Annotated in this window: 25 protein-coding genes; 11 read left to right on the top strand and 14 right to left on the bottom strand. The window is 53.4% G+C overall.

What is annotated here, in order from left to right; all coding sequences use genetic code 11:
* Nucleotides 1-53: 53 nt before the first annotated feature.
* Entirely contained in the window at nucleotides 54-299 is a 246-nt protein-coding gene (locus ABJM21_RS02245) for a hypothetical protein (protein WP_348303020.1), read from the bottom strand.
* Between the two features lie 223 nt (nucleotides 300-522).
* The gene (locus ABJM21_RS02240; protein WP_348303021.1) at nucleotides 523-1458 is read right to left on the bottom strand and encodes an alpha/beta hydrolase; all 936 of its coding nucleotides are present in this window, start codon (nucleotides 1456-1458) and stop codon (nucleotides 523-525) included.
* A 421-nt stretch (nucleotides 1459-1879) separates the two neighbouring features.
* On the opposite strand from ABJM21_RS02240, the gene ABJM21_RS02235 reads away from it, so the two are divergent.
* Complete coding sequence (locus ABJM21_RS02235) at nucleotides 1880-2182, top strand: hypothetical protein (protein ID WP_348303022.1); 303 nt, start codon at nucleotides 1880-1882, stop codon at nucleotides 2180-2182.
* Between the two features lie 69 nt (nucleotides 2183-2251).
* On the opposite strand, the gene ABJM21_RS02230 is transcribed toward ABJM21_RS02235, so the two are convergent.
* The 6 genes from ABJM21_RS02230 to ABJM21_RS02205 form a co-directional block, all read right to left on the bottom strand.
* Complete coding sequence (locus ABJM21_RS02230) at nucleotides 2252-2413, bottom strand: hypothetical protein (RefSeq protein ID WP_348303023.1); 162 nt, start codon at nucleotides 2411-2413, stop codon at nucleotides 2252-2254.
* A 71-nt stretch (nucleotides 2414-2484) separates the two neighbouring features.
* Entirely contained in the window at nucleotides 2485-2880 is a 396-nt protein-coding gene (locus ABJM21_RS02225) for a hypothetical protein (protein ID WP_348303024.1), read from the bottom strand.
* Nucleotides 2881-2975: 95 nt separating this feature from the next.
* A complete protein-coding gene (locus ABJM21_RS02220) occupies nucleotides 2976-3524 on the bottom strand; it encodes a MarR family transcriptional regulator (RefSeq protein WP_348303025.1) in 549 nt (182 codons plus the stop codon).
* Between the two features lie 153 nt (nucleotides 3525-3677).
* Complete coding sequence (nudC, locus tag ABJM21_RS02215) at nucleotides 3678-4586, bottom strand: NAD(+) diphosphatase (RefSeq protein ID WP_348303373.1); 909 nt, start codon at nucleotides 4584-4586, stop codon at nucleotides 3678-3680.
* A gap of 20 nt (nucleotides 4587-4606) precedes the next feature.
* Entirely contained in the window at nucleotides 4607-5947 is a 1341-nt protein-coding gene (locus tag ABJM21_RS02210) for a serine hydrolase domain-containing protein (protein WP_348303026.1), read from the bottom strand.
* The gene (locus tag ABJM21_RS02205; protein WP_348303027.1) at nucleotides 5944-7035 is read right to left on the bottom strand and encodes an A/G-specific adenine glycosylase; all 1092 of its coding nucleotides are present in this window, start codon (nucleotides 7033-7035) and stop codon (nucleotides 5944-5946) included. Before ABJM21_RS02205 ends, ABJM21_RS02210 begins: the two co-directional genes overlap by 4 nt.
* A 27-nt stretch (nucleotides 7036-7062) precedes the next feature.
* Between ABJM21_RS02205 and ABJM21_RS02200 the strand changes: the two genes are divergently transcribed.
* The 5 genes from ABJM21_RS02200 to ABJM21_RS02180 all read left to right on the top strand — a co-directional run bounded on the left by ABJM21_RS02200 (nucleotide 7063) and on the right by ABJM21_RS02180 (nucleotide 13846).
* Nucleotides 7063-7734 carry a DciA family protein gene (locus tag ABJM21_RS02200; protein WP_348303028.1) on the top strand — a complete coding sequence of 224 codons (672 nt, stop codon included), beginning with the start codon at nucleotides 7063-7065 and terminating at the stop codon, nucleotides 7732-7734.
* On the top strand, nucleotides 7731-8438 hold the full coding sequence (locus tag ABJM21_RS02195; RefSeq protein WP_348303029.1) for a thioredoxin domain-containing protein: 708 nt from the start codon (nucleotides 7731-7733) through the stop codon (nucleotides 8436-8438). The genes ABJM21_RS02200 and ABJM21_RS02195 overlap by 4 nt, the downstream gene beginning before the upstream one ends.
* Before the next feature lie 35 nt (nucleotides 8439-8473).
* Entirely contained in the window at nucleotides 8474-9217 is a 744-nt protein-coding gene (locus tag ABJM21_RS02190) for a thioredoxin domain-containing protein (RefSeq protein ID WP_348303030.1), read from the top strand.
* 68 nt (nucleotides 9218-9285) lie between these two features.
* Nucleotides 9286-12723, top strand: a complete 3438-nt coding sequence (smc, locus tag ABJM21_RS02185; RefSeq protein ID WP_348303031.1) for a chromosome segregation protein SMC — start codon at nucleotides 9286-9288, stop codon at nucleotides 12721-12723.
* A 490-nt stretch (nucleotides 12724-13213) separates the two neighbouring features.
* Nucleotides 13214-13846: a PEPxxWA-CTERM sorting domain-containing protein gene (locus ABJM21_RS02180; RefSeq protein WP_348303032.1), complete on the top strand. Its 633-nt coding sequence runs from the start codon at nucleotides 13214-13216 to the stop codon at nucleotides 13844-13846.
* 117 nt (nucleotides 13847-13963) lie between these two features.
* Here ABJM21_RS02180 and soxR read toward each other — a convergent pair whose 3' ends face one another.
* Nucleotides 13964-14431: a redox-sensitive transcriptional activator SoxR gene (gene soxR / locus ABJM21_RS02175; protein WP_348303033.1), complete on the bottom strand. Its 468-nt coding sequence runs from the start codon at nucleotides 14429-14431 to the stop codon at nucleotides 13964-13966.
* A gap of 160 nt (nucleotides 14432-14591) precedes the next feature.
* On the opposite strand from soxR, the gene ABJM21_RS02170 reads away from it, so the two are divergent.
* The 3 genes from ABJM21_RS02170 to ABJM21_RS02160 all read left to right on the top strand — a co-directional run bounded on the left by ABJM21_RS02170 (nucleotide 14592) and on the right by ABJM21_RS02160 (nucleotide 16070).
* Nucleotides 14592-14993, top strand: a complete 402-nt coding sequence (locus tag ABJM21_RS02170; RefSeq protein WP_348303034.1) for a VOC family protein — start codon at nucleotides 14592-14594, stop codon at nucleotides 14991-14993.
* Nucleotides 14990-15370, top strand: coding sequence for a VOC family protein (locus ABJM21_RS02165; protein WP_348303035.1), 381 nt, complete (start codon nucleotides 14990-14992; stop codon nucleotides 15368-15370). Before ABJM21_RS02170 ends, ABJM21_RS02165 begins: the two co-directional genes overlap by 4 nt.
* Before the next feature lie 82 nt (nucleotides 15371-15452).
* A complete protein-coding gene (locus ABJM21_RS02160) occupies nucleotides 15453-16070 on the top strand; it encodes a pyridoxamine 5'-phosphate oxidase family protein (RefSeq protein WP_348303036.1) in 618 nt (205 codons plus the stop codon).
* A 72-nt stretch (nucleotides 16071-16142) separates the two neighbouring features.
* Here the strand turns inward: ABJM21_RS02160 and ABJM21_RS02155 are convergent, their stop codons facing one another.
* From ABJM21_RS02155 to ubiA, 4 genes are all read right to left on the bottom strand, one after another.
* The gene (locus ABJM21_RS02155; protein ID WP_348303037.1) at nucleotides 16143-17273 is read right to left on the bottom strand and encodes an NADH oxidase; all 1131 of its coding nucleotides are present in this window, start codon (nucleotides 17271-17273) and stop codon (nucleotides 16143-16145) included.
* Nucleotides 17274-17304: 31 nt separating this feature from the next.
* Nucleotides 17305-18240 (bottom strand): nitronate monooxygenase family protein, encoded by a 936-nt coding sequence (locus ABJM21_RS02150; RefSeq protein ID WP_348303038.1) that lies wholly within the window; start codon nucleotides 18238-18240, stop codon nucleotides 17305-17307.
* Between the two features lie 33 nt (nucleotides 18241-18273).
* Nucleotides 18274-19293 (bottom strand): aldo/keto reductase, encoded by a 1020-nt coding sequence (locus ABJM21_RS02145; RefSeq protein ID WP_348303039.1) that lies wholly within the window; start codon nucleotides 19291-19293, stop codon nucleotides 18274-18276.
* Nucleotides 19294-19398: 105 nt separating this feature from the next.
* Nucleotides 19399-20313: a 4-hydroxybenzoate octaprenyltransferase gene (gene ubiA, locus ABJM21_RS02140; RefSeq protein WP_348303040.1), complete on the bottom strand. Its 915-nt coding sequence runs from the start codon at nucleotides 20311-20313 to the stop codon at nucleotides 19399-19401.
* Nucleotides 20314-20389: 76 nt separating this feature from the next.
* Between ubiA and ABJM21_RS02135 the strand changes: the two genes are divergently transcribed.
* Together ABJM21_RS02135 and ABJM21_RS02130 are read left to right on the top strand one after the other, a co-directional pair.
* Entirely contained in the window at nucleotides 20390-21148 is a 759-nt protein-coding gene (locus tag ABJM21_RS02135; protein ID WP_348303041.1) for a 16S rRNA (uracil(1498)-N(3))-methyltransferase, read from the top strand.
* 128 nt (nucleotides 21149-21276) lie between these two features.
* Nucleotides 21277-23421 (top strand): DUF11 domain-containing protein, encoded by a 2145-nt coding sequence (locus tag ABJM21_RS02130; RefSeq protein WP_348303042.1) that lies wholly within the window; start codon nucleotides 21277-21279, stop codon nucleotides 23419-23421.
* Here the strand turns inward: ABJM21_RS02130 and ABJM21_RS02125 are convergent.
* Nucleotides 23418-23873 (bottom strand): YaiI/YqxD family protein, encoded by a 456-nt coding sequence (locus ABJM21_RS02125; protein WP_348303375.1) that lies wholly within the window; start codon nucleotides 23871-23873, stop codon nucleotides 23418-23420. The two genes, ABJM21_RS02130 and ABJM21_RS02125, sit on opposite strands and share 4 nt — an antisense overlap.
* Nucleotides 23874-23885: the final 12 nt, after the last annotated feature.

Raw genomic sequence — 23885 nt, 5'->3', positions numbered from 1 at the left:
AGGAAAGGAGATATTCCGGAAGCGGACGTCAACAGGCCGACCATTAGTCTCACTTAGTCGATCCGGCTTTTCTTTTGCCGAGCGATTTTTCTGAACCAGACTGACAAGATTACCCAAGGGCTTACGATGATAGTCCAGAAAATGAAAAAGAGGATGATCCCATCAAGCTCACTGGGAAGCTGAAAAACGTTAGTCCATGGAGATCCTGCAAAACCGATCATCAGAACCAGCAGCACAATACTCAACGGTGCGCAAATTATCACGATAACCAGACTTATTTTACCGGCGATGGTTTCCATATCGTCACCCTATATAATTTTCGATCCGTTTCCAGAGTAGAGCATATGAACGGACCAAGGGTTCAACGTCCGCTACATCCCGAAAGCGGACATTAGCTTCGGCTTTGATTAACGGCAACTACTGGGCCGCCAGATGACCGCTTGGAGCCCTCTTTGACCGATGCTGCGCTAAGCACAAACGGCCGCTTAGATAGAACGAAAGCCAAGTCGATAGCGCGTTTGATCAGTTGCTCTCCGCTGTTACTGTTCGAGCGATTGCTTCTGCGACAGGTTGCCATGCCGCTGCCGGAAGCTCATGGCCGACACCATCGAGGACCAGAAGCTCTGCATCAGGAATACCGGCTGCCAGCGCCTGCCCGTTGGGAAGCGGCAGGACAGGGTCTTCGCTGCCGTGAATGACGAGGACAGGCTGCAAAATCTCACCAAAGCGTCCGGTCCAGTCTTCTGCGACCGCAACGGAAGCATGGTTGAACATGCTACCCGGGCTTTCGCTGCGTTCCAGCACCCGGCGCGCTCGGTCCGCCGACCACTGCGCATCGAATGGCGCGCGGGTTCCACTACTCAATCGGTCGATCTCGACGACGAAGTGGGTAGCAGCGTCTGTATCGCTCCAATCCAGATCGGCGACCGTTCCAAAATGCTCCATGAAGGCAGGTGCGATGTGCGGAAGCAGCTCGCCGTCCCAACCGAGTGGTTCGGATGCGATTAGAGTCACGGTCCTTACACGGTCAGGATGGTCCAGCGCGACGATCTGGGACAAAAGTCCCCCAAGGGACATGCCGACAAGGTTCGTAGTTTCCAGCTTGTAGGCGTCCATCACAGCGGTCACGTCACCTGCCATTTCCTCGACGGTATAGGTAGCCTGGCCGGGAGGGACCGTCGTGGAAAGTCCGGTGTCACGGTGATCGAAGCGGATGACCCGAAGACCGTTGGACGCCAAGGCTTCGCAGAAGCCATCGGGCCATCCAAGCATGGATGCGGTCGCCCCCATGACGAGCAGAACAGTGGGGTCGCCCTCTGCGCCGAATGACTGCGTGGCAAGTTCTATGTCATTCGATTCAATAATCATCATGTTCTCAGATCTTGTTTCATCGGCCAACGCATACGAGCCATTCAAAGTTGCCGCAATTAGACCCGCTGCCACCAGTGAACGTTTCATGCGCAATCTCCAAAGTGCATACCTTATTCCTTAAGCAGAATAATCGCTATGGAGCGGACCTTCAATCGAATGTAGCAAAAGTCCGGTTTGTCCGCAAAGCAGTCATTAAACATCAACAAGCGAGTGGCTGCTATATCCCGAAAGCGGACACTAGCTTGCTGATCGATTTTCCACGCAAGCACCATCTTGCCACATACCGCCATCGTCCAAACACATATCCTGTTTGCCAAATTCCGAATATGTCATGAACAAAATGAATGCCCCGAATAAGAGCAGCAGGCTGCCTATGAGAATAACAAAACCTTTGAGCATCATGGGTGTATTGCATGGGCTGCTTCAGAACGATAGCTAATGTCTGCTTCATCCCGAAAGCGGACATAAATATCTTGCTTTAGCTTCAGCGATACAAGAAGCTTCCGATATGGATACAAGCGCTGAACTTGTTGAGATTCTTATTGATACCCTTAGATTTACCAAAATTCGGGGGCATTTGAATTTGAGCGACCCTTACAGTGAATGGACGTCTTACGAGGCCATTGCCAAAGAGCTTGACGGGCACTTGGAAGCGGCAAAGATCGGTTCAGCAGATATTGAAAGGCTTTGGATAATATTTGCTCCGACGGCGGGCTTGAACGAGATTGTTACCGATGAGGGTGAAGGTGAATACTTGAGTCTCGCTGATAGGTTCGATCATTTTTACAAATCGACCAAAGGAACTGAATAGATTCTAATGTCTCCTTTTGCGCCCAAAGCGGACACTAATACTTATCGAAAAATCCGACGGCCATGCTCGTCATGCCTCTTGCTCATCCAACCAATTTTTGAGCAAATTATAAGCAATTGCAAATGGCGGCGGCGCTAAGAAAGGTGCATCGGGATCACCGTTCATCGCTGCCTTTACTTCATTGAGTGAGAACCAAGACGCTTCCTTCAGTGAAGATGAAAAAGGCTGCATCCCGTCGAACTCGCCAGAACGGAAAAGTCCCGCCGAGGTTTATACGACGGGACCTATTGTGACGACTAACCTTATTCGGCTTTGCGTCTAGCTGGATATTCCGGTGCAGGCATTTGATCATGAACCCAGTCTGCAACTTGGCGCCCGTGCCGCGTGACCAAAGCCATGTTGAAAAAGTGCATTGCCCCGAGAACCAACGTAGCAATGCCAACATACCAGCCTAGAAATCGCATCACTTCAACCACGCTTTCCGCAGAACCGGCTGCGCTAAGCGCCAATGCGATAAATCCGAAATTCACGAGATAGAAACCAACAACCAACAAATGGTTGATCGACGTCGCCAGCTCATCATCATGGCCGAAACAGCGGATCAAATAGACCTTTCCATTGGTTGATAGCGTGAATGCGACCCAAATGGTCATGCTGATCGCGATGAGAAGATATAAGCTGTAAGCAATGATGGTCATGATAATTTCCTTTCTATTCTTTATTTCAGTAATTTCTGTTTTTAGAGAAACATATAGATGCAATTCTGCGCGGGCGGCATAGCCTCCTCCTGACTTTAGTCGTCGTTCTTGTTAGAGCTAGGAATGAAGCGGGCCACTTTGCTGCCGAGCTTCATGAGTGAGATCAAAGTACTTTTCTTCAAACCACGTACTTGTTCGTACCAATTGGTGAGCGTTCCGATAAACTGATGCATCCGACCGATACGCTCGCGGATATGGACAGGCAAATTGTTGCTTTCCCCCAAACGATCTTCCAATTCTGAAAGTTTCGAAATAATCGGATCAATCTCTCGCCGTTTACGCTCGGCAGTAATTGCCATGAACATATCCCACAAATCCGTTTCAGCAACGAAATGGTCGCGGCGATCACCCGGAACATGCGTACGTTTGACAACGCCATATCCCTGCAGATCTTTAAGGGCATTGGATACATTTGACCTGGCAAGCCCCAAAGCTTCGCAAATGGTCTCGGCATCCAACGGGTCGCTGCTGAGATAAAGCAGCGCATGCACCTGGGCAACCGAGCGGTTCGCCCCCCAATGCGTCCCCATTTCGCCCCAGTGGAGAATAAACTCCATTGCCTCTGGATATTTTTCGACGCCCATAACGAATCGCCTTTCTTAATTTCTGTAATTACAGAAATCACTGGCATCGTCAATAGCGAAGCTTTCAGGATTGTCGCCAACTGAGATTTAGCAGCTTGCGTAAACGCCCTCTGGATGTGTTTCGTATCAAGTGCCGAGCAGGCAGCCTATCGACTAATCATCCTGCTCATCCAACCAATTCTTGAGCAAATTATAAGCAATCGCAAAGGGTGGCGGTGCTATGAAAGGCGCATCGGGATCACCGTTCATCGCTGCCTTTACCTCATCGAGCGAGAACCAGGCTGCTTCTTCAATCTCTTCCTCGTCCAGCGTCAAGGTCGGATCGTCGGTGACGCTGGTGCAGGCCATCATTAATGAAGATGGGAAGGGCCAAGGCTGGCTTGCGATATAACGCACATTGCGGACCTTTATGCCCGCCTCTTCCCACAATTCGCGTGCGACGCCGCCTTCAATGCTTTCGCCCGGCTCAATAAATCCAGCTAGTGCCGAAAAGCGCTTGGGCGGGAAACGCGGTTGCCGGCCGAGGAGAATTTTGCCTTCACATTCCGCTAGCATGATCGCAACCGGATCGGTGCGGGGGAAATGTTCCGCGCCGCAGCCGCCTTCTTCCTTGTTGCATTGCCGCGCCCAGCCGCCTTTGCGGGACTCCGTTGGCTGGCCGCAATTGGCACAGAACCGGTGCCGCGCATGCCAATCGACCAGACTACGCGCCGTGGCATAGATAGCCGCCTGCTCGGGCGGCAAGACACCCAGCGATTGCCACAGGCGCGGATCGGCGGTTGGCATCGCACTGCCCGCGCCGTTAAGCTCTGCAAAGCAAGGCGTATCGCCATCTATGCCCAATAGCAGCAGATCATTATCGGGAGAGGCCTCATATAGCGGCCCCCATGCGAGATCGCCCATGCTATCAAAAACCGGACTCAACCCGTCCAGTTTAAGCAAGCGCGCATTCGGCCGCATCATCGCTTCTTTCAGCCGCTCTGGATTAACCCGGACCTGATCCGCTCGATCTATTGTCCCGCCGGCAAATGTTGGAACGATGGCGCTCAGGTCGTTGGTCATAATCGGCAGGACGGGATCACTCACGGGCTGGTTTTTCCTTCACCTGCGCCAACGGCACCCAACAGGTCTGCATAGACATATTTCGGGAAATTTGATTGGAAGGGATAGGTATTGGATGGAATATATTGCGTATAGCCGCCCGCTCTAAAACCCCGCACAGTGTCGACAAAAGCCGATGTTCCGGCAGCACCGCCCCAACCAAATGTACCTGCCGGGCTTGCCACTGTGCCGAGACCAGCCCTGCCACCTGCACCAAAGCCTTGCTTGGCAACCCAAGTGCCGCTTGTATCAGCACTTTCGGGAAGCAAATTTGACATGCCAAGCTTTGCTGTTTCCGGCTTCATGATCTGCACGTCACCAACTTTGCCGAAGCCGACTAGCATTTTCAGGAATTTATCATAGTCACCAGCCGTTCCAACCAAACCGGTGCTGCCAAAAGCAAAAGCGGGTTTGTCGAGATAAATACTTGTTGCGCCCGGATCGATCGGAATCAGCGAGCCAGCAAAGGGAGCATAATTATCGGCGAGGTCGACAGCCCGGTCAGCCGGAACGTGATAAAATATGTTGTTCATACCCAGCGGGCCAAACATCCGTTCCTGTAAAAATTGATCCAACGGTTTACCGGATATTTTTTCAATCACCGCGGAAAGCACATCATGACTTAACGAATAGCTCCACTTGCTACCCGGTTGATAAACCAACGGCAGAGCAGCTAGACGCTTAACGAACGTCATAAGATCAGGTGTCGGCGCACCTGCATCGACGCCCGGTATCGGATTTCTGCTAATGCGACCCGGGGTAATTCCATTGGCCAGATAGGCCTTTTGGATCGGACCTTTGGAAATGATCGAATAGCCCAGTCCAGCTGTATGAGTTTGTAACTGGCGGATGGTGATTGGCTTTGTCGCCGCAACGGTTTTATCGAGCTCTCCTTCAGGATCGACGAGAACCTGCATATCTTTAAACTCGGGGAATATATCGGAAAGCGGTTGATCGAGCGACAGCAATCCATCCTCAATCAGCATCATGGTCGCCATGCCCGTTACCGGTTTCGTCTGTGAATATAAGCGCCATAATGTGTCTGGCCCCACAGGCTTATCTCCACCGAGCGTCAGCGAACCGGCGGAAATATATTGTGGTTCGGCCTGTCCGAATCCGATCACACCCATCATGCCAGCGACCTTCTTTTCGGCGACATAGTCATTGATTATTTTTGTCAGGCCGGGAAATGAGGGTAGTTCTCTCGCCAAGCTGCGCGCGAGAACCGATTGCGGAACACCGGCGAGCAGCGCACTGGCGCCCAAACCTCCCAAAACGGAACGCCTGTCGAAAGCGGGAAGCATATTTTTCTGTTCGCTCATTTCCTGTCCTCTTCTTTTTGTCGTGCCATCCACTTTACTGCTTTGGCATATAATGTCGGAAGGCCGGCTTGATCTATCTCATCAAGACGCCACCAACTATTGTCATCACTGTTAGTAACGATTTTCTCGCTTTGATAAACCGCCAAATCAATCTCAAGCGAAAAATGCGTGAAGCTATGCTGAACGATATTCTCGTATAGTTGCCATTTCCCATCCAGTGGAGGCTGCCCATGCCCGTCAGTGCCAGCTGCCCAATTGTCGTCCGGCAAGGCGCGCATGGAAGCTAACATTCCCTTTTCTGGGCGTGTGACAAGCAACAGTTTTTCGTCCTGTTCTATCCAGAAAAAGCGACCTTTCCGGATTGGTTTGGCCTTTTTCGGCGGCTTGACCGGGTAGCGCTCTTGATCGCCTTTTGCATGCGCGGCACAATGGGTCTGGATCGGACAAATCTCACATTTTGGTGCCTTGGCGGAGCAGATACTTGCACCGATATCCATACAGGCCTGCGCAAAATCGCCCGCGCCATGCTTAGGCGTCAGGGCGTCCATGCCAATGCGAATGTCCGTTTTGCCAGCCGGCAACGGCGTATCGATAACAAACAACCGTGCCACCAACCGTTCGATATTGGCATCGACAACCACCGCACGTTCACCAAATGCAATCGCTGCAATGGCTGCCGCCGTATACGCTCCAACACCGGGTAGTTTGAGCAACTCCGCTTCCTGCGAGGGAAACACTCCGGCCAAGCTGTCAGTCACAAATCGTGCGCATTTGTGCAGGTTTCGGGCCCGTGCATAATAGCCAAGGCCAGCCCAAGCCGCGAGTATATCCGCCTCTTCCGCTGCTGCCATATCGCGGACTGTCGGCCATCGCTTGGTGAATTTCTGGAAATAGGCGATTACCGCCGCGACCGTCGTCTGCTGCAACATCACCTCGGACAACCAGACATGATAGGGATCGGGCAAGGCACCGCTCGCCGAAATCTTAGGCGGCACGCGCCATGGCAAATTGCGCGCGTTATCCACATAATGTGCACTGATTTTGGCGGTGATATCCTGCGCTTCACCGGTTATTCTGTCGACGCCCATGGGGTGCCTATGCCATGGTGCACCGTGATGGCGAAGGAAAATAATCCAGACGACAAAAAGCCAAAGCGCAAAAGCGCTAAGCGCCCATCCGTGGCCAGAAAATTCAGCAAATATCAACGCCCACGCGGCGGTGACGCGCGCAGCATATCCGACCTTATGCCTGAAATCGGCCGGGCCGCCTTTCGCCGCTACGGTTTCATCCAAAGTTCGGTGGTCAGCCGCTGGCCGGAGATTGTTGGGGAACGCTACGCAGGCGTCTCTTTACCCGAATCAATCCGCTTTCCACGCGGCGAAAAAGAGGGCGGGACCCTCCATTTGCTGGTTTCCGGTGCCCATTCGACCTTGATGCAACATATTACACCGGAAATTATCGAGCGGGTGAACCGCTTTTTCGGCTATGGTGCAATTAGTCAGGTAAGATTCAGGCAAGGACCAGTAAATCCAGCAAAAGACCCTGAAAAGCCAAGAGAAAAACGGGTTACACTGCCGCCATCATTGAAACCCGCACCAATAGAATTGGGAGACAGTCTGCGCGATATTGGTGACCCGGAACTGAACAGGGTATTGGAATCACTAGCAACAGCTATTGCCAAGTCGGAAGGCGCTCCGCAAATAGAGGAACCGAGGCCGATTACCATCTTGGGAAAAATTGGCGGAGGCGACAAGCGGAAGTCAGAGAAGAAAAAGGACGACACATGAAGTTTGGAAGCGCGTATCTTGCTTCAGCAGCACTTGCGGCAGCGACCATCGTTGCTGTTCCGACCGAGGCCCAATCTCAAACGGCGCAAACGGACTGGACCCAGCGTGTCACCATGTCCCACAAAGGCGGCCATATCGTCGGCAACCCTTTGGCCAAGCATCAGCTTGCAGAATATATGAGCTATACCTGTAATCATTGCGCAAATTTTGAAACGGAATCACACAATTCCTTAAAGTCCGACTTCGTTAAAAAGGGCCATATCAGCTTTGAAGTTCGCAACTTGATTCTCAACCCGATCGACCTGACTGCCGCCATGCTGGCGCGCTGCGGCGGGCGTACCAAGTTTTTCGGCAATCACCGTGCTTTTCTCGCCTCTCAGGCAAACTGGATGCAGACTTTTCAGTCTTCTTCTCCAGAAGTCATGCAATCATTGAACGAGGGCACGGTCCCCGAACGGTTGAAGAAAATCGCCAAGGCGGCGGACTTTTACGGCCTGATGAAAAAGCGCGGCTATTCTAAGGGACAAGTCAATGCTTGCCTGGCCGACCAATCGACACAGGACAAAATTTTGGCAATGACCAAATATGCGACCGGAACGCTGAAACTTACCGGCACACCCAGTTTCACGCTCAACGACCAACCCATTGAAAAAGTCCATAACTGGACACGTTTGCGCCCCGCATTATTAGCGCTTCCGGAATAAATATCGAATCCCATAGGAATAACAGGAAACTATCTATGTCTAAATCACTCACTCTCGCACCGATCGCTCTGGCACTCGCGCTAACCGGCTGTGGCGGCGCAGCAGAAACCGAAGACGGCGCTACATCAGGCGATACTATTGAGACAGTAGCAGCGCCGGAAGGTCAGCAATGGTCAACCACGGTCTCGCAAACCGAAGCGGGCGGCTATGTGATGGGCAATCCCGATGCACCAATTAAGCTGGTCGAATATATGTCGATTACCTGCGGGGTTTGCGCCACCTTCGGAGAGGCCGCATTTACCAGTATCCGCGACGATTATGTTGAGTCCGGTCGGGTAAGTTTTGAGATCCGGAATTTCGTCCGCGATCCATTGGACCTGACCGCAGCCATATTGTCTCGCTGTGGCGGCGAGGGGCCCTATTTTGCGCTGACCAAACAAGCCTTGAGCAATCAGGCGCCGATGTTTGAAAAAGCACAAGGCATGGGTGAAGCCAATTATAATAGCATTTTGCAATCAGCGCCGAATGAGCGGTTCGTCAAACTGGCAGAAGAACTCGACCTGATAAGCTATTTTCAACAGCTTGGCGTTTCAGAAGATCAGGCCAAAGCCTGTTTGAGCGAAGAAGCAACGGCTGAAAAACTCATGGCCGACACACAGGCGGCTGTGAAAGATTTTGATGTTCAGGGGACACCGACCTTCCTGATCAACGGTCAGAAAATCGATGGCACGAGCTGGAATGTGGTGGAAACCAAATTGAAAGAAGCTGGCGCGCGGTAAGCGTCTGCTATCGCTTTGGGGGAGCGAGCAATGCAAAGGATGGATAACATTCAAGTGGGGCAACCTGCGTGCAAATAAAGAAGCTCAAACTTTCGGGCTTCAAGAGCTTTGTCGATCCCACCGAGCTGCGCATTGAAAAAGGGCTGACCGGTGTGGTCGGCCCTAATGGCTGCGGCAAATCCAACCTTCTGGAAGCCATCCGCTGGGTCATGGGCGAAAGTTCTGCAAAATCGATGCGCGGCGGCGGCATGGAAGATGTGATCTTTGCCGGAACGCAGGATCGCCCGGAACGGCAATTTGCCGAAGTGGCCCTCCACGCTGAGCGGGAAACCGATGATGTGTCCTCGCTCCATGTTGGCGACAATGACAGTGAGCTCGAAATTGTCCGGCGCATTGAACGCGGTGCCGGCAGCGCTTATCGTGCCAATGGCACCGATGTCCGCGCTAAAGATGTTGCACTGATCTTCGCCGATGCAGCGACCGGTGCGCATAGTCCCGCCTTGGTCAGTCAGGGCAAGATTAGCAATGTGATTTCGTCCAAGCCGACCGACCGGCGCGAAATGCTGGAAGAAGCGGCTGGTATTTCGGGGCTGCATGTCCGCCGCAAAGATGCCGAGCAGAAATTGCGGGCAGCGGAGAAAAACCTCGCGCGGCTCGACGATATTCTTGGCGATATGGAACAGCGCGCCTCTGCCTTGCGGCGTCAGGCGAAACAGGCGGAACGCTACAAGAAACTAAGCGGACAAATCACTACCGTCGAAGCGCGTTTGATCTTCGCTCGCTGGAAAGAGGCGGCAGCGGCGGCTGATGCCGCCAAGGCCGAAGCGGAAGCGGCAGAAACCAAAGTCAACGCCGCGCAAAATGCCCAACAATCGGCAGTGAAGGCACAGAATGAAAGCGCCAAGACCCTTGGCCTATTGCGCGCCGACCTCACAAGAGCACGCGAAGAGGCAAGCGAGTCCAGCCACCGGCTGTTGTCGCTAACCAACGAGCGCGATAACCTGAAATCGCGGCTTTTGGATTTGCAGGCACAAGCACAGCGGATCAAAGATGACAACGCGCGCGAGGATCAATTGACCCGCGATGCGATGGAGGCTTTGTCGCGGCTGGAAGATGATGACAAAAGGCTCACCGCTGAGCTGACTCAATTGGAGGCAGAACGCCCTGAGCTCGAAAAACAGGCGGAAAAAGCTGAACGCGCCGCGAGTGATAGCGAAGTGGAACTCGCCAAGGCCGTGGCTGAGGAAGCGCGGATTCAAGCTGAAATCAAGGTGGCTGACGCAGCCCTGGAAGCTGCCCAGGTTCGTCATGGCCGCTTGGCTCTCGAGTTGGAACGACTGGCAGAAGAACGTGCCGAAATGGGTGATGAGGCAGAGCTTAAAACCGCTCTTACCGAAGCGGTGGCTGCGCGCGAAGCCGCCCAGAAACAAGCAGATAGCAGCGGGTCGCAAATCGCAGCACTGGAGGCCCAACGACTGGCGGCCAGCGAAGCGCGTGATGCCGCGGAATCCACCCTTGCAACCATGAAAGCTGAATTGGCCGGCCTCTCTTCCGAACATGGCGCTCTGGAACGGGAACTTTCCAAGGGCGAGAGCGATCATAAAGCTATTGATCAGGTCAAGGCAGCGCCCGGTTATGAACGCGCTTTGGCGGCGGCCTTGGGAGATGATTTGCTCGCATCGATTGGTGAGGAGGGCGATCGCTTCTGGGGCGGCGGCAGCACACTTGCCGCCGGCAAAGCACCTACTGACACCGAAACACTACTGGATCATGTCGAAGCGCCGAAGGAACTCAGCAGCCGCCTGTCACAGATTTTTGTGGCCGACAGCGATGCGAACCAAACACTCGCCGTTGGCCAAAGACTGGTTACCAAATCAGGAGCCCTGCGCCGCTGGGATGGATTTGTCGCGCGCGATGATGGCAGCGCCAGTGCGGAACGGCTTGTACGCGCCAATCGCCTGACCGAATTGACGGGTCTGCTGGGCCCAGCCGAGGCGAAAGTTACTGCCGCCGAAACAACCCTGCACAGCCAACAAGAGGCCATTGCCGCAGCGGAACAGCAGCTTGCAGACGCGCGCATCGCCCGCCGCGAGGCAGAAGATTTATTGCGGCAAGCGCTGCGTGAAGCGGATCAGGCCGAAGAGGCATTGGGCTGGCTGCAAAAACGTACCGCCAGCCTGTCAGAGCGGGAAGCAGCCCTGAAAGAAGAGGCGGCAACCGCTCAGACGGAACTGCAAGCCGCGCAGAAAGAACGCACCGGTCAACCCGATGGAGCCGCGCAGGAAAGTGCACGCGCGGCCTTGCAGGACCAACGCGATACGGCGAGGCAACAGGTCATGTCCTCGCAAGCCGCTTTGTCCGGACTCGACCAGAAGCTGGCGCAGGTAAAAGAACAGAAAGCCGTCGCTGGCGCGCAAATTAAGTCCTGGCAGGACCGGTCCAGCGAAGCCGCGACCCGCATGGCGGAGATGAGCAAGCGCGGCGCAGCGATTGAGGCGGAGGTCGAAAAGCTCGCTGACCGCCCACGCGTTATCGAAGTGGAAGTGGTCAAGCTGCAAGACCAGCAGGATGCGCTTAACGCTATTGTCTCCGACAAAAGCACAGCCCAGCAAGCCGCCGAATTGGCCCAGCGCGACCATGAAGACACGTTAAACGCCACTAGCGAAGCGTTGAGCCAAGCCCGCGAAGAACGCGCCGGCGCCAAAGCTCGCGCTGAAAATCAGGATTTGCGCCGGGTGGAAATGGGCCGCATTTCTGGTGAGAAATTTGAATGTCCGCCGCAATTGCTGTCTGAAAAATGCGAATTTGACGAAGCAACGGTGGGTGAAGCCGGGCTGGAATCAGCCGAACTGGAACGGCTAACGCTGAGCCGCGAACGCATTGGCCCAGTTAATCTGGTCGCGGCAGACGAGCTGGAGGAGCTGGAGACCGAGTGGGAGAAATCCACCAAGGAAAGCAGTGAACTCAACGAAGCGATCAACCAGCTACGCGGATCCATCGGAAGCCTCAACCGCGAAGGGCGGCAAAGGCTACTCGCGGCGTTTGAAGAGGTTGACCAGCATTTCCAGCGCCTGTTCACGACATTATTTGACGGCGGCAAGGCGCATCTTGAACTGGTCGATAGCGATGATCCGCTGGAAGCCGGTCTGGAAATTATGGCCCAGCCGCCGGGCAAGAAGTTGACCTCGCTGACCTTGCTGTCGGGCGGAGAGCAAGCATTGACCGCGGTCGCGCTGATCTTTGGGCTTTTCCTGACCAACCCCGCACCAATCTGCGTCCTTGATGAGGTCGATGCGCCGCTGGATGATGCGAATATCGAGCGTTTCTGCGACTTGCTCGACAAGATGGTCGCGGAAACCAACACCCGCTATCTAATCGTGACCCATAATGCCGTGACGATGAGCCGCATGCACCGGCTATTCGGTGTGACGATGATCGAACGCGGGATTTCGCAGCTGGTATCGGTGGATCTGGATGCCGCAGAAGAGTTGTTGGCGGCGGAGTGAGGGCGGCGCGGCGTCCGCTTTGGGCGCAAAAGCGGACATTGGCGTTTCGGTAATTTTTGGGATACTAGGATCATTCTTCAGCTATTCACCGAACGCGGACACTAGAGTACAAACAAAAACCCCACCGGATATTCTCCAGCGGGGCTTCCGGGTTAAGTTGTTGTTTTGTGCTTAAGCGTAGCTGACTTTGGCGGTCGCTTTGTGCTGACGACGCATTGGGCCGCCAACCGCAACAAAGCCGAAGATAATAAGCGCCTATGTCGCACGCTCAGAAATAGCAGCGATTTTTGAGATCGGGATGAAACCGGGCCTTGATTCCTAAGCAATACTTTCGCCCAAATCGTGCCAATTGTGGACGGATTATGGCGGCCGGGTCTTTTGGCTAGCACCACCGAGCACTTTCTGTTAACGAATTTTTAATGGTGTCGCAGCTGCCAAGAGAGGTGTCCTAACGCTCTTGGATGTTCAACAAAGGGACTGGGGTATTTTTATGAAAAAGATTTTATTGGCTCTCGCAGCCACAAGTATTTTTGTCACACCGGCGCAAGCCTTGGTTGTGGTCAGCGGTAGCGGCACTTTGACCGATTCCGATCCGACACATAATCCACGAATCAATCGTGACGGTGTAGTCAGCACATGGGCCGCACCCAAGACATTTCCGGGCACGTTCGGCAGCGGCGACTTTGCCTATGATACGATTAACGGCACGTTTGGCGCAAATGCGTTTCAGGATATTTTCTATCAAATCACTTATACCAATGACAGTGTAAATGATGGTCAGCCGCACTCTACGGCCTATGCCAATCTGTTCAACCCATTGGATCTGAGTGAAAATTACCTTGGCGACAGTGGATCTTCACCCCTTCTCGGCGAGACTTTAAGCTATCAGGTTATTGTATCTGCGGGCAATGAGCTGCTGGTCAATTTTTCTCAGAATTTTGGCGGTGCTCTTCCATCTGAATATTCCTACACAATCGAAGCGTTTTCGGATGCCAATGGCGGGGAAATGTTTGCCGCTGTTCCTGAACCAACCACATGGGCGTTCATGATTTTTGGCTTTGGCGCCATTGGCGGTGCGCTTCGTCGCAACCGCAAAACGAATGTGAAAGTCAGCTACGCTTAAGCACAAAACAACAATTTAACCCAAACCCCTGTCAGAGCAATCTGGCGGGGCTTTTTGTTTATGTGCTAGTGTCCGCTTTCGGCATATAGCGGACATTAGATAGACTAATAATATCCATCAATCCTCCATTACCAACCGCGGCCCCGGCCCTTTTAATCCCGCCCGATCCTCTGGATTATAGAGCTGACATTTCTTCAAGCTCAAACAACCGCAACCAATGCACCCATCCAATCGGTCGCGCGTCCGCTCCAGTTCCGCAATTCGCGCACCAATCACTTTACGCATCGCTTTGCTTATCCGGGTCCAGTCGGCCTGTGTAGGCGTACGGCCGTGCGGGAGGCTCGCCAGCTGGCGTTCAATCTCTCCGATAGTCAGCCCCAATTGTTGCGCGATCAGGACGAAGGACAATCGCCTTATGTCAGACCGCAAAAAACGACGCTGCCCACCGCTGGAACGAAAGGGTTCAACTAGACCTTTTTCCTCATAGAACCGGATAGCAGAGACTGACAGGCCGGTGCGCTTAGCCAAGGTGCCTATGGTCAGGGATTTGGTTTCAGGCATGAAATTACCTTTCAAAACAATCATCAAAATAATCTCTTGACCTCAACTTAGCTTGAGGTTGTACGAATCGCAAGGAGAGGCAGAAAATCTCTTTTGGTCTGGAAGAACGTCGGGGTAGCCGGCGGACCTATGTCGGACCCGAGGCAACCAATCTGTCCAACCATTTATGCGAAGGGTCAAGATTGTGAAGCTAAACCAGGTTACTGTCGGATGCGTTGATTATGATGCTTCCGTCCAATTTTATCGGACGCTTGGTCTCGTCCAGATCGTCGACTCTCCTCCCCATTATGCGCGTTTTGAAACAGCATCTGGTGAGACATTCTCTATTCACGCGGTGGACAAAGTCTTCGAACCAGCCGGGATGATATATTTCGAAACCGACTCACTGGATGATGATGTTTCGGCTCTCGAGGCCAAAGGCATCATCTTCGATGCTCCACCCACTGATCAAAACTGGGGCTGGCGAGAGGCGCGGCTAAGCGATCCGGCGGGCAATGCCCTGTGCCTCTTTTACGGCGGCGACAATCGCCGTTTCCCGCCATGGCGAATTTCAAACAGCAACCAAGGAAAAGGATATGAAAAATGACAAAAGCAGCTCTGGAACATGTGAACATGACGGTCAGCGACCCGCAGCGGTCCGCCGCCCTAATGCACGACCTATTTGGATGGCATATCCGGTGGGAGGGGCCATCAATGTTGGGTGGCCACACGATCCACGTTGGGACGAATGATCAATATCTCGCGCTCTATACCAATGAGGATGTGAAGGCTGCCGATCCAAGCTTTCGCAAGGGCGAGCCGATGAACCATGTCGCAATGACCGTCGATGATCTCGACGCCGTCGAGGCGAAGGTTGTCGCGGCGGGGCTAAAACCCTTTGGTCATGATGATTATGATCCGGGTCGGCGGTTCTACTTTTTCGACTGGAACGGGATTGAGTTCGAGATTGTGAGTTACCCGTAAGGCAATCGATTTTCCATATTAGGTCAAATGCGGTAACCTCCTCTCCCATCCGTACGAATGGGAAGACGGAGGTACCGCAACCATGACCTATAAATTTCTCGATATGCTCACCACCGACGGTGTTCGCGACGCCCAATCCGAAAATGGTGCGCGCGAGCAGTGGGAGGATTTTTCCGGCGACCGCCGCTTTGATCATTTCGATGAACGGGCGGCGGCCTTCATTGCCGCGCGGGACAGCTTTTATATGGCCAGTGTTTCAGAAAATGGCTGGCCCTATGTCCAACATCGCGGCGGTCCGCCAGGGTTCCTGAAAGTGCTGGACGACACAACGCTCGGTTTTGCTGATTTTCAAGGGAATAGACAGTATATCAGCCTTGGCAACGTGAAGGCCGACCACCGGGTAGCATTGTTCATGGTCGACTATCCGCGGCGCAAGCGATTGAAATTGCTGGCGCATATGACAGTGCACAAGCTGGACGATAATCCCGACTTGGCCCGGCGGATTATCGATTCCGGCTATCAGGGCCAGCCCGAACGGCTGATGACCCTGTCGCTGGAATCTTACGACTGGAATTGCCCGCAACATATTGTGCCGCGCTATACCAAGGAGATGGTCGACCTTGCCGCCAAGCCGCTGCAAGACGAAATCGCCCGACTGACGGCAGAAAATGAAAAGCTACGGGCAAAGTTAGACAGCTAGACCGGAGCGCTGCCCAAGCTTCGTCATCCTGAAACGAGTTCAGGATGACGAAATATGAGTCGTTATGATGCCCTATAAGCTCGGGTTTACCAGCACCTTCTCGCCAGTTGCCTTCTTCTCATAACCTTTGGCAATTTCTGGATTGATCATATCAAGCAGCGAAATCTCACTTGAATATTCGCTGTTGAATATGCCGTTGCGCTCTTCGACGGAATACATGCGCATTTCCATCATGCGTTCCATGCCGACCTGCTCGAGATGCGGGGTGAGCAGCCAGCCGCCAACGCCCCAATAGAGACCCAGTCCGCCACCCAAAATGGTTTCACCGGTATCAAGGCGGCCATAGATATAAACCTGCTTGTGCACGGTAGACCCATAGACGCTGAACTCCGCGCCTCGTTTTGCGGCCGCCTGTTCCATCGCCGTAAGGATATAGCTAGCCAGCTTACCACCGCCAATGGCGTCAAAGCCCAAGGTCGCTCCGGTTTCCGCCAGCGCATCGACAAGGCTCGGCATGAAATCATCCTTGGTGCTGTCCAACACATGGGTGACGCCGAGATCGGTGAGGATTTTCTTCTGCGCATCCGACCGCACGATCGCAACGAGTGGGATATTGTCCTTCACGCATAATTTCGCGAGCATCTGACCGAGATTGGACGCTGCTGCTGTGTGCACCAGACCTTCATGGCCTTCGGCTTTCATGGTATTGATAAAACCCTGCGCAGTCATTGGATTGACGAATAGTGACGCGCCTTCTTTGGCGGCTGCGCCTTCAGGAAGCGGGACACACATCATCGCTGGCATCACCCGGTGGGTACGATACATTTCACCGCCGACTATGGTAACCGTCTTGCCGAGCAATGCTTGCGCCGCGTCCGATGCTCCGGCTGCTACAACCTTGCCCGCGCCTTCGTTACCTGCGGGCAGCTTCTTGCCCTTACGGCCTGCAAAAATACGCATCATCGCAGGATCAACATCAGCGACCAGCGCCGGATGACCGTCGACAGTTTCGGAGCGCACCGTGTCCATTTGCGCTGGGCTGAGCAACAATCCCAGGTCGGATGGATTAATCGGCACCGCTTCCATTTCGACGACCACTTGATGGTCTTCTAAGTCTGGCACGGCATAAGGCTCAATCGATAGAACGAGTTTTCCATCGTCGGTTACCGTGGTGAATAGTTGCTTTGCGTTGTCGATGCTCATTTGGGATTTCCTTATCTATATAGGGTTGGATTCAAAAACTCTTTGCGGCGTTGAGAGCGCTCATACGCTCAGTAATTTCGAAAAACTCTTCCACCGTTTCGTCGATAATCTGTTTGGCAGTTTTTACCTCGTCAATCAAACCGGATGATTGTCCAGCGAGACCAACGGCGGCCTCCATATCACCGCCAAAATAGACGTCTAATATGCCTTTGAATGTATCGGGCGGCATCAGTCCGTCTTCATAGATTTTCGCGGTGCGCTCTGTCTTTAGCGCTCGGATACAGGGCGTGGCTTTCTTGTTCAGGACGTAGGTACCAGTTTCCTTCGCATCCAATATCGCCTGCTTATAGTTGTGATGCACCGGGCTTTCGGCACTGGACACAAAACGTGTTCCCATCTGGACCGCTTCGGCGCCAAGCGCGAAGGCCGCCGCCATGCCTTTACCGTCCGCTATACCACCAGCTGCGACCATCGGTATGTCGGATTGGCGGCGAATGGCTTGGAGCAAAACCAAGGTCGAAACCTCTTCGGGATTTTTAAAACCGCCACCTTCTGCCCCTTCAACCACCAGACCGTCAATGCCAGCCTCCACGCATTTCATCGCGGCATCAACCGTTGGCACGGCATGATAGACGGTAATCCCGGCTTCTTTCAGCGGCCCGATAAATTTGGCTGGGCTCCCGGCAGACGTCGTCACAAACTTCACGCCCGAACCGCAAATATGGTCCAGAATAGCCGGATCTTTCAGAAACATGATCGGCAGGTTCACCCCAAACGGCGCATCAGTCAGATCGCTCATCTTGGCAATTTCCGCCAAGCAATTTTCCGTTTCACCGGATGATGTCTCGATAATACCCAAACCACCTGCATTGCAAACGGCAGACGCCAGTTGTGAGCGGGCAATCCAGCCCATCGGGGCCTGCACAATCGGATATTTCGCGCCGGTGTGCTCAAGAAAACGGTTCATATATTTATCTTTCGCTAAACAGAAATTGGTGGGTCAGCCCATCGGATAGAGAATGTCTTTTGTAACATTATCGACCGCCTTCATAACCTCGTCGCCGAGCACCAATTCACTGGCGGCAAATATGTCGGGCAGCTGGTCCGTATGAGTAGCTCCTACAATCGTGGAAGCAACAAAATCATGTTGCTTGGACCAGGCGGTAGCTAAGGTAACCGGCGCAATGCCTGCTTCTTCGGCGATAGCCATAAACCGCTTGGTCGACGCGATGCTTTTCTCGTTCACAAAGCGCTCCGCCATTTTAAACTGGCGCTCGCCTTCCATTGCGAGATAGGCCGAGAAACGCGCACCTTCCGGTTTCGCACCATCATTATATTTGCCGGACAGTACTCCTCCCGCAAGCGGCGAATAGGGAATCAGGCTCACGCCTTCTTTCTTACACACCTGCGCCAGTTCATCCTCGAACCGGCGGTTGTTCATGCTGAAATTATTCTGGATCGTGCAATAGCGGGTGACGCCGAGGCGTTCAGAGGCTTCCAACGATTTCATCAGGCCCCAACTGGTTTCGTTAGAGCAGCCGATGGCACGTATTTTCCCCGCACGAATTTGATCATCAAGCACTTCCATCGTCTCGTCATAGGCAGTGCCATGATCGGGCCAGTGCGTTTGATAAAGATCGATATAGTCGGTACCTAGTCGCTTGAGGCTGTCATCCAGCGCCTTCACAATATTATGGCGATCCAGCGCGGTATTGCCCTGGCGCACAGCTGCTTGAAACCAGCCACCGCTTGGACCGGCGACCTTACTTGCCAGTATAATCGAATCGCGGTCCTTGTCTTTTAGCCAGCGGCCGACAATTTCTTCGGTCCGTCCGGAATATTCGAGCTTGGGCGGCACCGGATAGATTTCAGCGGTATCGAAGAAGTTTATCCCGGCATCCAGCGATTGATCCATGATCTTGTGCGACATGGCTTCATCCGCACCAGTGCCGAAAGTCATGGTGCCCATGCAGATATCGGACACATGCAGGGCGCTCTTACCAAGACGGCGTCGTTTCATTCAGGCTCTCCGGGAATTTTTTCCGATTTAACTATGCAATTAAGGATGCCAGAATTTGCATAGGTTGCAAGTGGCAATGTAATTAATTTTGAAACCGTCCCGTATCTATCCGGCTTGCCCCAATACCAGACAGGCAAGAAACATCAGGAAACCGGCAAAGCGGTTAGAACGAAATTTGGCAAGTGCGTCTTCCCCATCACTACCGTCCAACGTACCGACCTGCCAAAACAAATGGAGAGCGAGTGGAGCTAGAGCGGCCAGACCCAATATTTGCGGGCGCACGATCCAAAAGGCCGCCGCCCAGTTAGCTAATGCCAATCCATAAAAGACGAGCACACCAAAACGGACATTGTCGCCAAGCCGCAGCGCGCTCGACCGAATACCAACCAGCGCATCATCCTCCCGATCCTGCAACGCGTAGATGGTATCAAAGCCGATCACCCAGAATATCGATCCGGCGTAAAGTAACAGCATCGCGGTCGAAAATTCCGGTGTTATGGTGAGCCATCCGACCAGCGCTCCCCATGAAAAGACCATGCCGAGCCAAGCCTGCGGCCACCAGGTTATACGCTTCATAAATGGATAGGCGGCGACCAATGCCAAGCTGCCTAACGCCAAGAGCTTTGCCATCAGATTCAGTTGAAGCCAAACCACTAGACCGATCGTACAAAGTAAACCGAGCCAAACCCAAGCCGCTTTGAGCGATACTGCACCACTGGCAAGCGGCCTTGAACGCGTGCGCTCGACTTTCTTGTCGAGATCACGATCGACAATGTCATTATAGACACAGCCGGCGCCGCGCATCGCTACAGATCCCAGCAATAACCAAAGGACCAAGTCCCAACGCAGCACGGCTCCGCCGGCTAAGGCCACGCCCCAAGCACACGGCCAGAAGAGCAGCCACCACCCAATCGGTCTGTCGAGACGGGCAAGCAGCGCATAGGGGCGCGCCGCTGCGGGCAGCAGCCCCATCAGGCCGCGATATTCGGTGTCGGGAACGATTTCCGGTTGGGTTGACATAATGGCTCTATAGATCGACTTAGAACCTTCGTCATGCTGAACTTGCAACAACATGACAGCATGGAGTTTTCGCAATATGCCTGCCACACCTGCCTATCCACCACGCAGCGCCCCGCGTCTCTATGTCGATACCGAACTGAGCGAAGGTGCAGAAATCCGGCTGGATGGCAGCCACGCCCATTATCTCCTTAAGGTCATGCGCATCAAGCAGGGCCAACCGGTAAAGCTGTTTGATGACAGGACAGGCGAATATCTGGCGCATGTCACCATGCTCGGCAAACGTGACTTGATATTGCTGATCGACGGAAAAACGCGGGAGCGGGAAAATGTGCCCGATCTCTGGCTGCTGGCCGCCCCGATCAAGAAAGATCGCTATAATTGGATAGCCGAGAAAGCTACGGAATTGGGTGTCGCGAAAATGATCCCGGTACAGACCGAGCGAACCCAGAATGTACAGATCAAAGCTGACAAAATGGGCGCGCACATGATCGAGGCGGCTGAACAATGCGAGCGCACGGCGCTTCCGGTGCTGGACGGATTGATCAAACTCGTTGCTTTACTCCAAAATTGGCCGACGGATCGCCACCTATTTTTCGCTGATGAACGCATATATGAGAGCGGAGAAGGCAGCTTCCGCAAGGCTTTGGTGGCAAATGATGGCCCCGCCGCGATATTAATTGGCCCGGAAGGTGGATTTTCCGATGCCGAGAATGAAGCTATCCGCGCCCTGCCCCAATCCGTCCCGGTATCGCTTGGCCCTCGCATATTGCGGGCCGATACAGCAGCAGTTGCAGCGATCAGCCTGTGGATGGCCGGACGCGGTGACTGGAGCTGACCCACATCTCAAAACTCTTCTGAATCAGAGATTTAATCGCAGCATCCAATCATTGTAAAATCTCGTTAACCGCGCTTGGTAGTCGAAATTTTTACTAAATATTTAGGCTATTTGTCTAATGCCACGCCATGAACGTGGGGATAGTATCTCAGGGATCCGACCAATGCAGCCTGCGCCTAAGGATAGCGCAGACATTGCTGTGCGCCCTTGCGGCGGTTTTCCTGTTGCTTAGTCCGACCAACGCCATGGCACAGACTTTTACCGCCGATTGGACCAATTTGGGACTTGGGAGCTTTCAAGGCGTGCCATCAGGAGCCTCGGTAACAGCTGGTCCTCGGACCGTTACAATCACGCATCAGCAAATTACTGACGGTGGCCCGTTTACCAACAACTACGGCACCGAAATGGTCAATTATTTCAACGGAACCATTGGATCGCAAACCGGCACACTGCTCTACACAATGGACAATGATACATTTGATCCGGACGATCGCTTCGAAACCATATATGCATTTGACGCCAGCGTGACCAATCTGGCGTTCGTTCTTGATCATGTCGACCGTGCCGGAAACCCGCACCATGATGGCGTTACAATCGAATATGATACGGGCGGCGGTACATGGCTGAATATTCGCAGCGTACCGGCAACATTCTCTCTGGGAAGCGTTGTGGGCACAACCACATTGTCCGGCGTACAGGGATTCCATGGCACCGGGTCTGCAGGCAATCAGTTCGGCACCAACGGTAATATCTCTGTCGATTTCGGGGCGACTTCGGTGCAGCGTGTTCGTATAACCTATCATTTTGGACAAAATGAGCCTGGCGACCCGTCGGGGCCCACCCAATATATGGGCTTGTCCGATTTCACCTTTCAAGCAGCTGGTACGCCCCTGTCGGATTTATCACTGACAAAGACGGTGAGCAACACAGCACCAGTCACTGGAAGCACGATAAATTATACCCTAAACCTGACAAATGGCGGACCAGTCGCCGAAACGAATGTACAGGTCGAAGATATTTTACCGGCTGGTTTTAGTTTCACTGGCTCGTCGGGCTTTGGATCCTATTCCACCGGCACCAACTTGTGGACTGTTCCGAGCATTGCTTCGGGCCAGACAAGGTCGATCACCCTTACCGGAACAGTGACGGCACCAGCGGGTGTTACGATCACAAATTTTGCGGAAGTTTTCTCGCAAACCAATTTTGATACGGATAGTACCCCCGGCAATGGGAGCACCAATGAGGATGACGATGACAGCGCCAGCTTCACCGTGCAGGGTACACGCACCGCTGGCACAGCTCCGAACTTCAATTCTATTTGCCCGATCGTCAATCAAACCTTATTCGATTGGAACGCAGCAGGGGTCACCTGGGCATCAGGCACTCTCAACAATAGCTATACCGTTGCCAATATTGGAATCATAAACTTCGCGCTAAGCAATACCGGCGGGACATATGATGACGGTTCGCCCGAAGACAACAACAACAATACCGGCGGATTGGCGGCGACGGAACAATCGCTCTATCAAAACCTGCAATTTGACAATCGGTCGCAAGTGGCGACAACCGTGCTTACTCTGCCGACAGCGGTTCCCAGCTTACAGTTTACCGTTTTCGACATCGACTTTGCCGCCAATGATTTCGCCGATAAACTGACCGTAACAGGCAGCTTTAATGGCACCACCGTATTGCCAACATTGACCAATGGCGTCGTCAACTATGTCGTCGGAAATGTAGCGATTGGTGACGGTGGGTCCAATTCAGACTCCGCCAATGGTAATGTCGTGGTCACCTTCTCGTCCCCGGTAGATACGATTACGATTGAATATGGCAATGCGGCCACAGCGCCCGCCAATCCCGATGGTCAGGCAATATCCATTCACGATATCAATTTCTGCAATCCGGCAACGACGCTTAGCGTAACCAAGATCAGCAGCGTTATCAGCGATCCCGTCAACGGCGCTACCGACCCGAAATCCATTCCCGGTGCCACCATTCAATATTGCATTTTGATTTCCAACGCCGGCAGTGCGACAGCTTCGTCGATTAGCGCGACAGATAATATTCCCGGCAATGTGACATATACGGCGGCTTCCATGCAAAGCGGCAGTAATTGTGGATCGGCAGCGACCGCCGAGGATGATGACGCAACCGGCGCAGATGAAAGCGACCCCTTTGGTGCTTCAATCAGCGGAACTACCCTAACGGCCACAGCAGCCTCTTTGGGGCCAGCCGAGGCCTTCGCACTCACCTTTCAAGTCACGGTTGACTAAACGCCCCGTTTTAGACGCATCAACGCCTGATCTAGGGACGACAGGAAATTTGAACGATCCGCTTTGGTGAAAGGCGGCGGCCCGCCGATATTCTCGGTTCCCATCCCTGCCCGCAAATCGGCCATAATCGCCCGCGTCGCCACCGCAGAACCGATAGAGTCGGCGGTAAATGGCTTACCATTGGAAGCAATAACCACCGATCCAGCCTTTATGCAGCGATCTGCCAACAAAATATCCGATGTAATCACAACCGTTTTTGCTGATGCGCGCTCAGCAATATAGTCATCCGCCGCATCAAATGCGTCGCTTACCACCACACGGCTGATTAGCGGATGCTGAGGCACGCGAAAATGACTGTTGCTGACAATTATTACTGGCACCTCAAGGCGATAAGCGACCTTGTAAATTTCATCCTTTACCGGGCAGGCATCAGCATCAACATATATCTGGATAGCATCAGTCAT

Source organism: Parasphingorhabdus sp. (genome assembly GCF_039977335.1).
Classification (GTDB): domain Bacteria; phylum Pseudomonadota; class Alphaproteobacteria; order Sphingomonadales; family Sphingomonadaceae; genus Parasphingorhabdus.
This window is presented reverse-complemented; position numbering and strand designations above follow the sequence as displayed.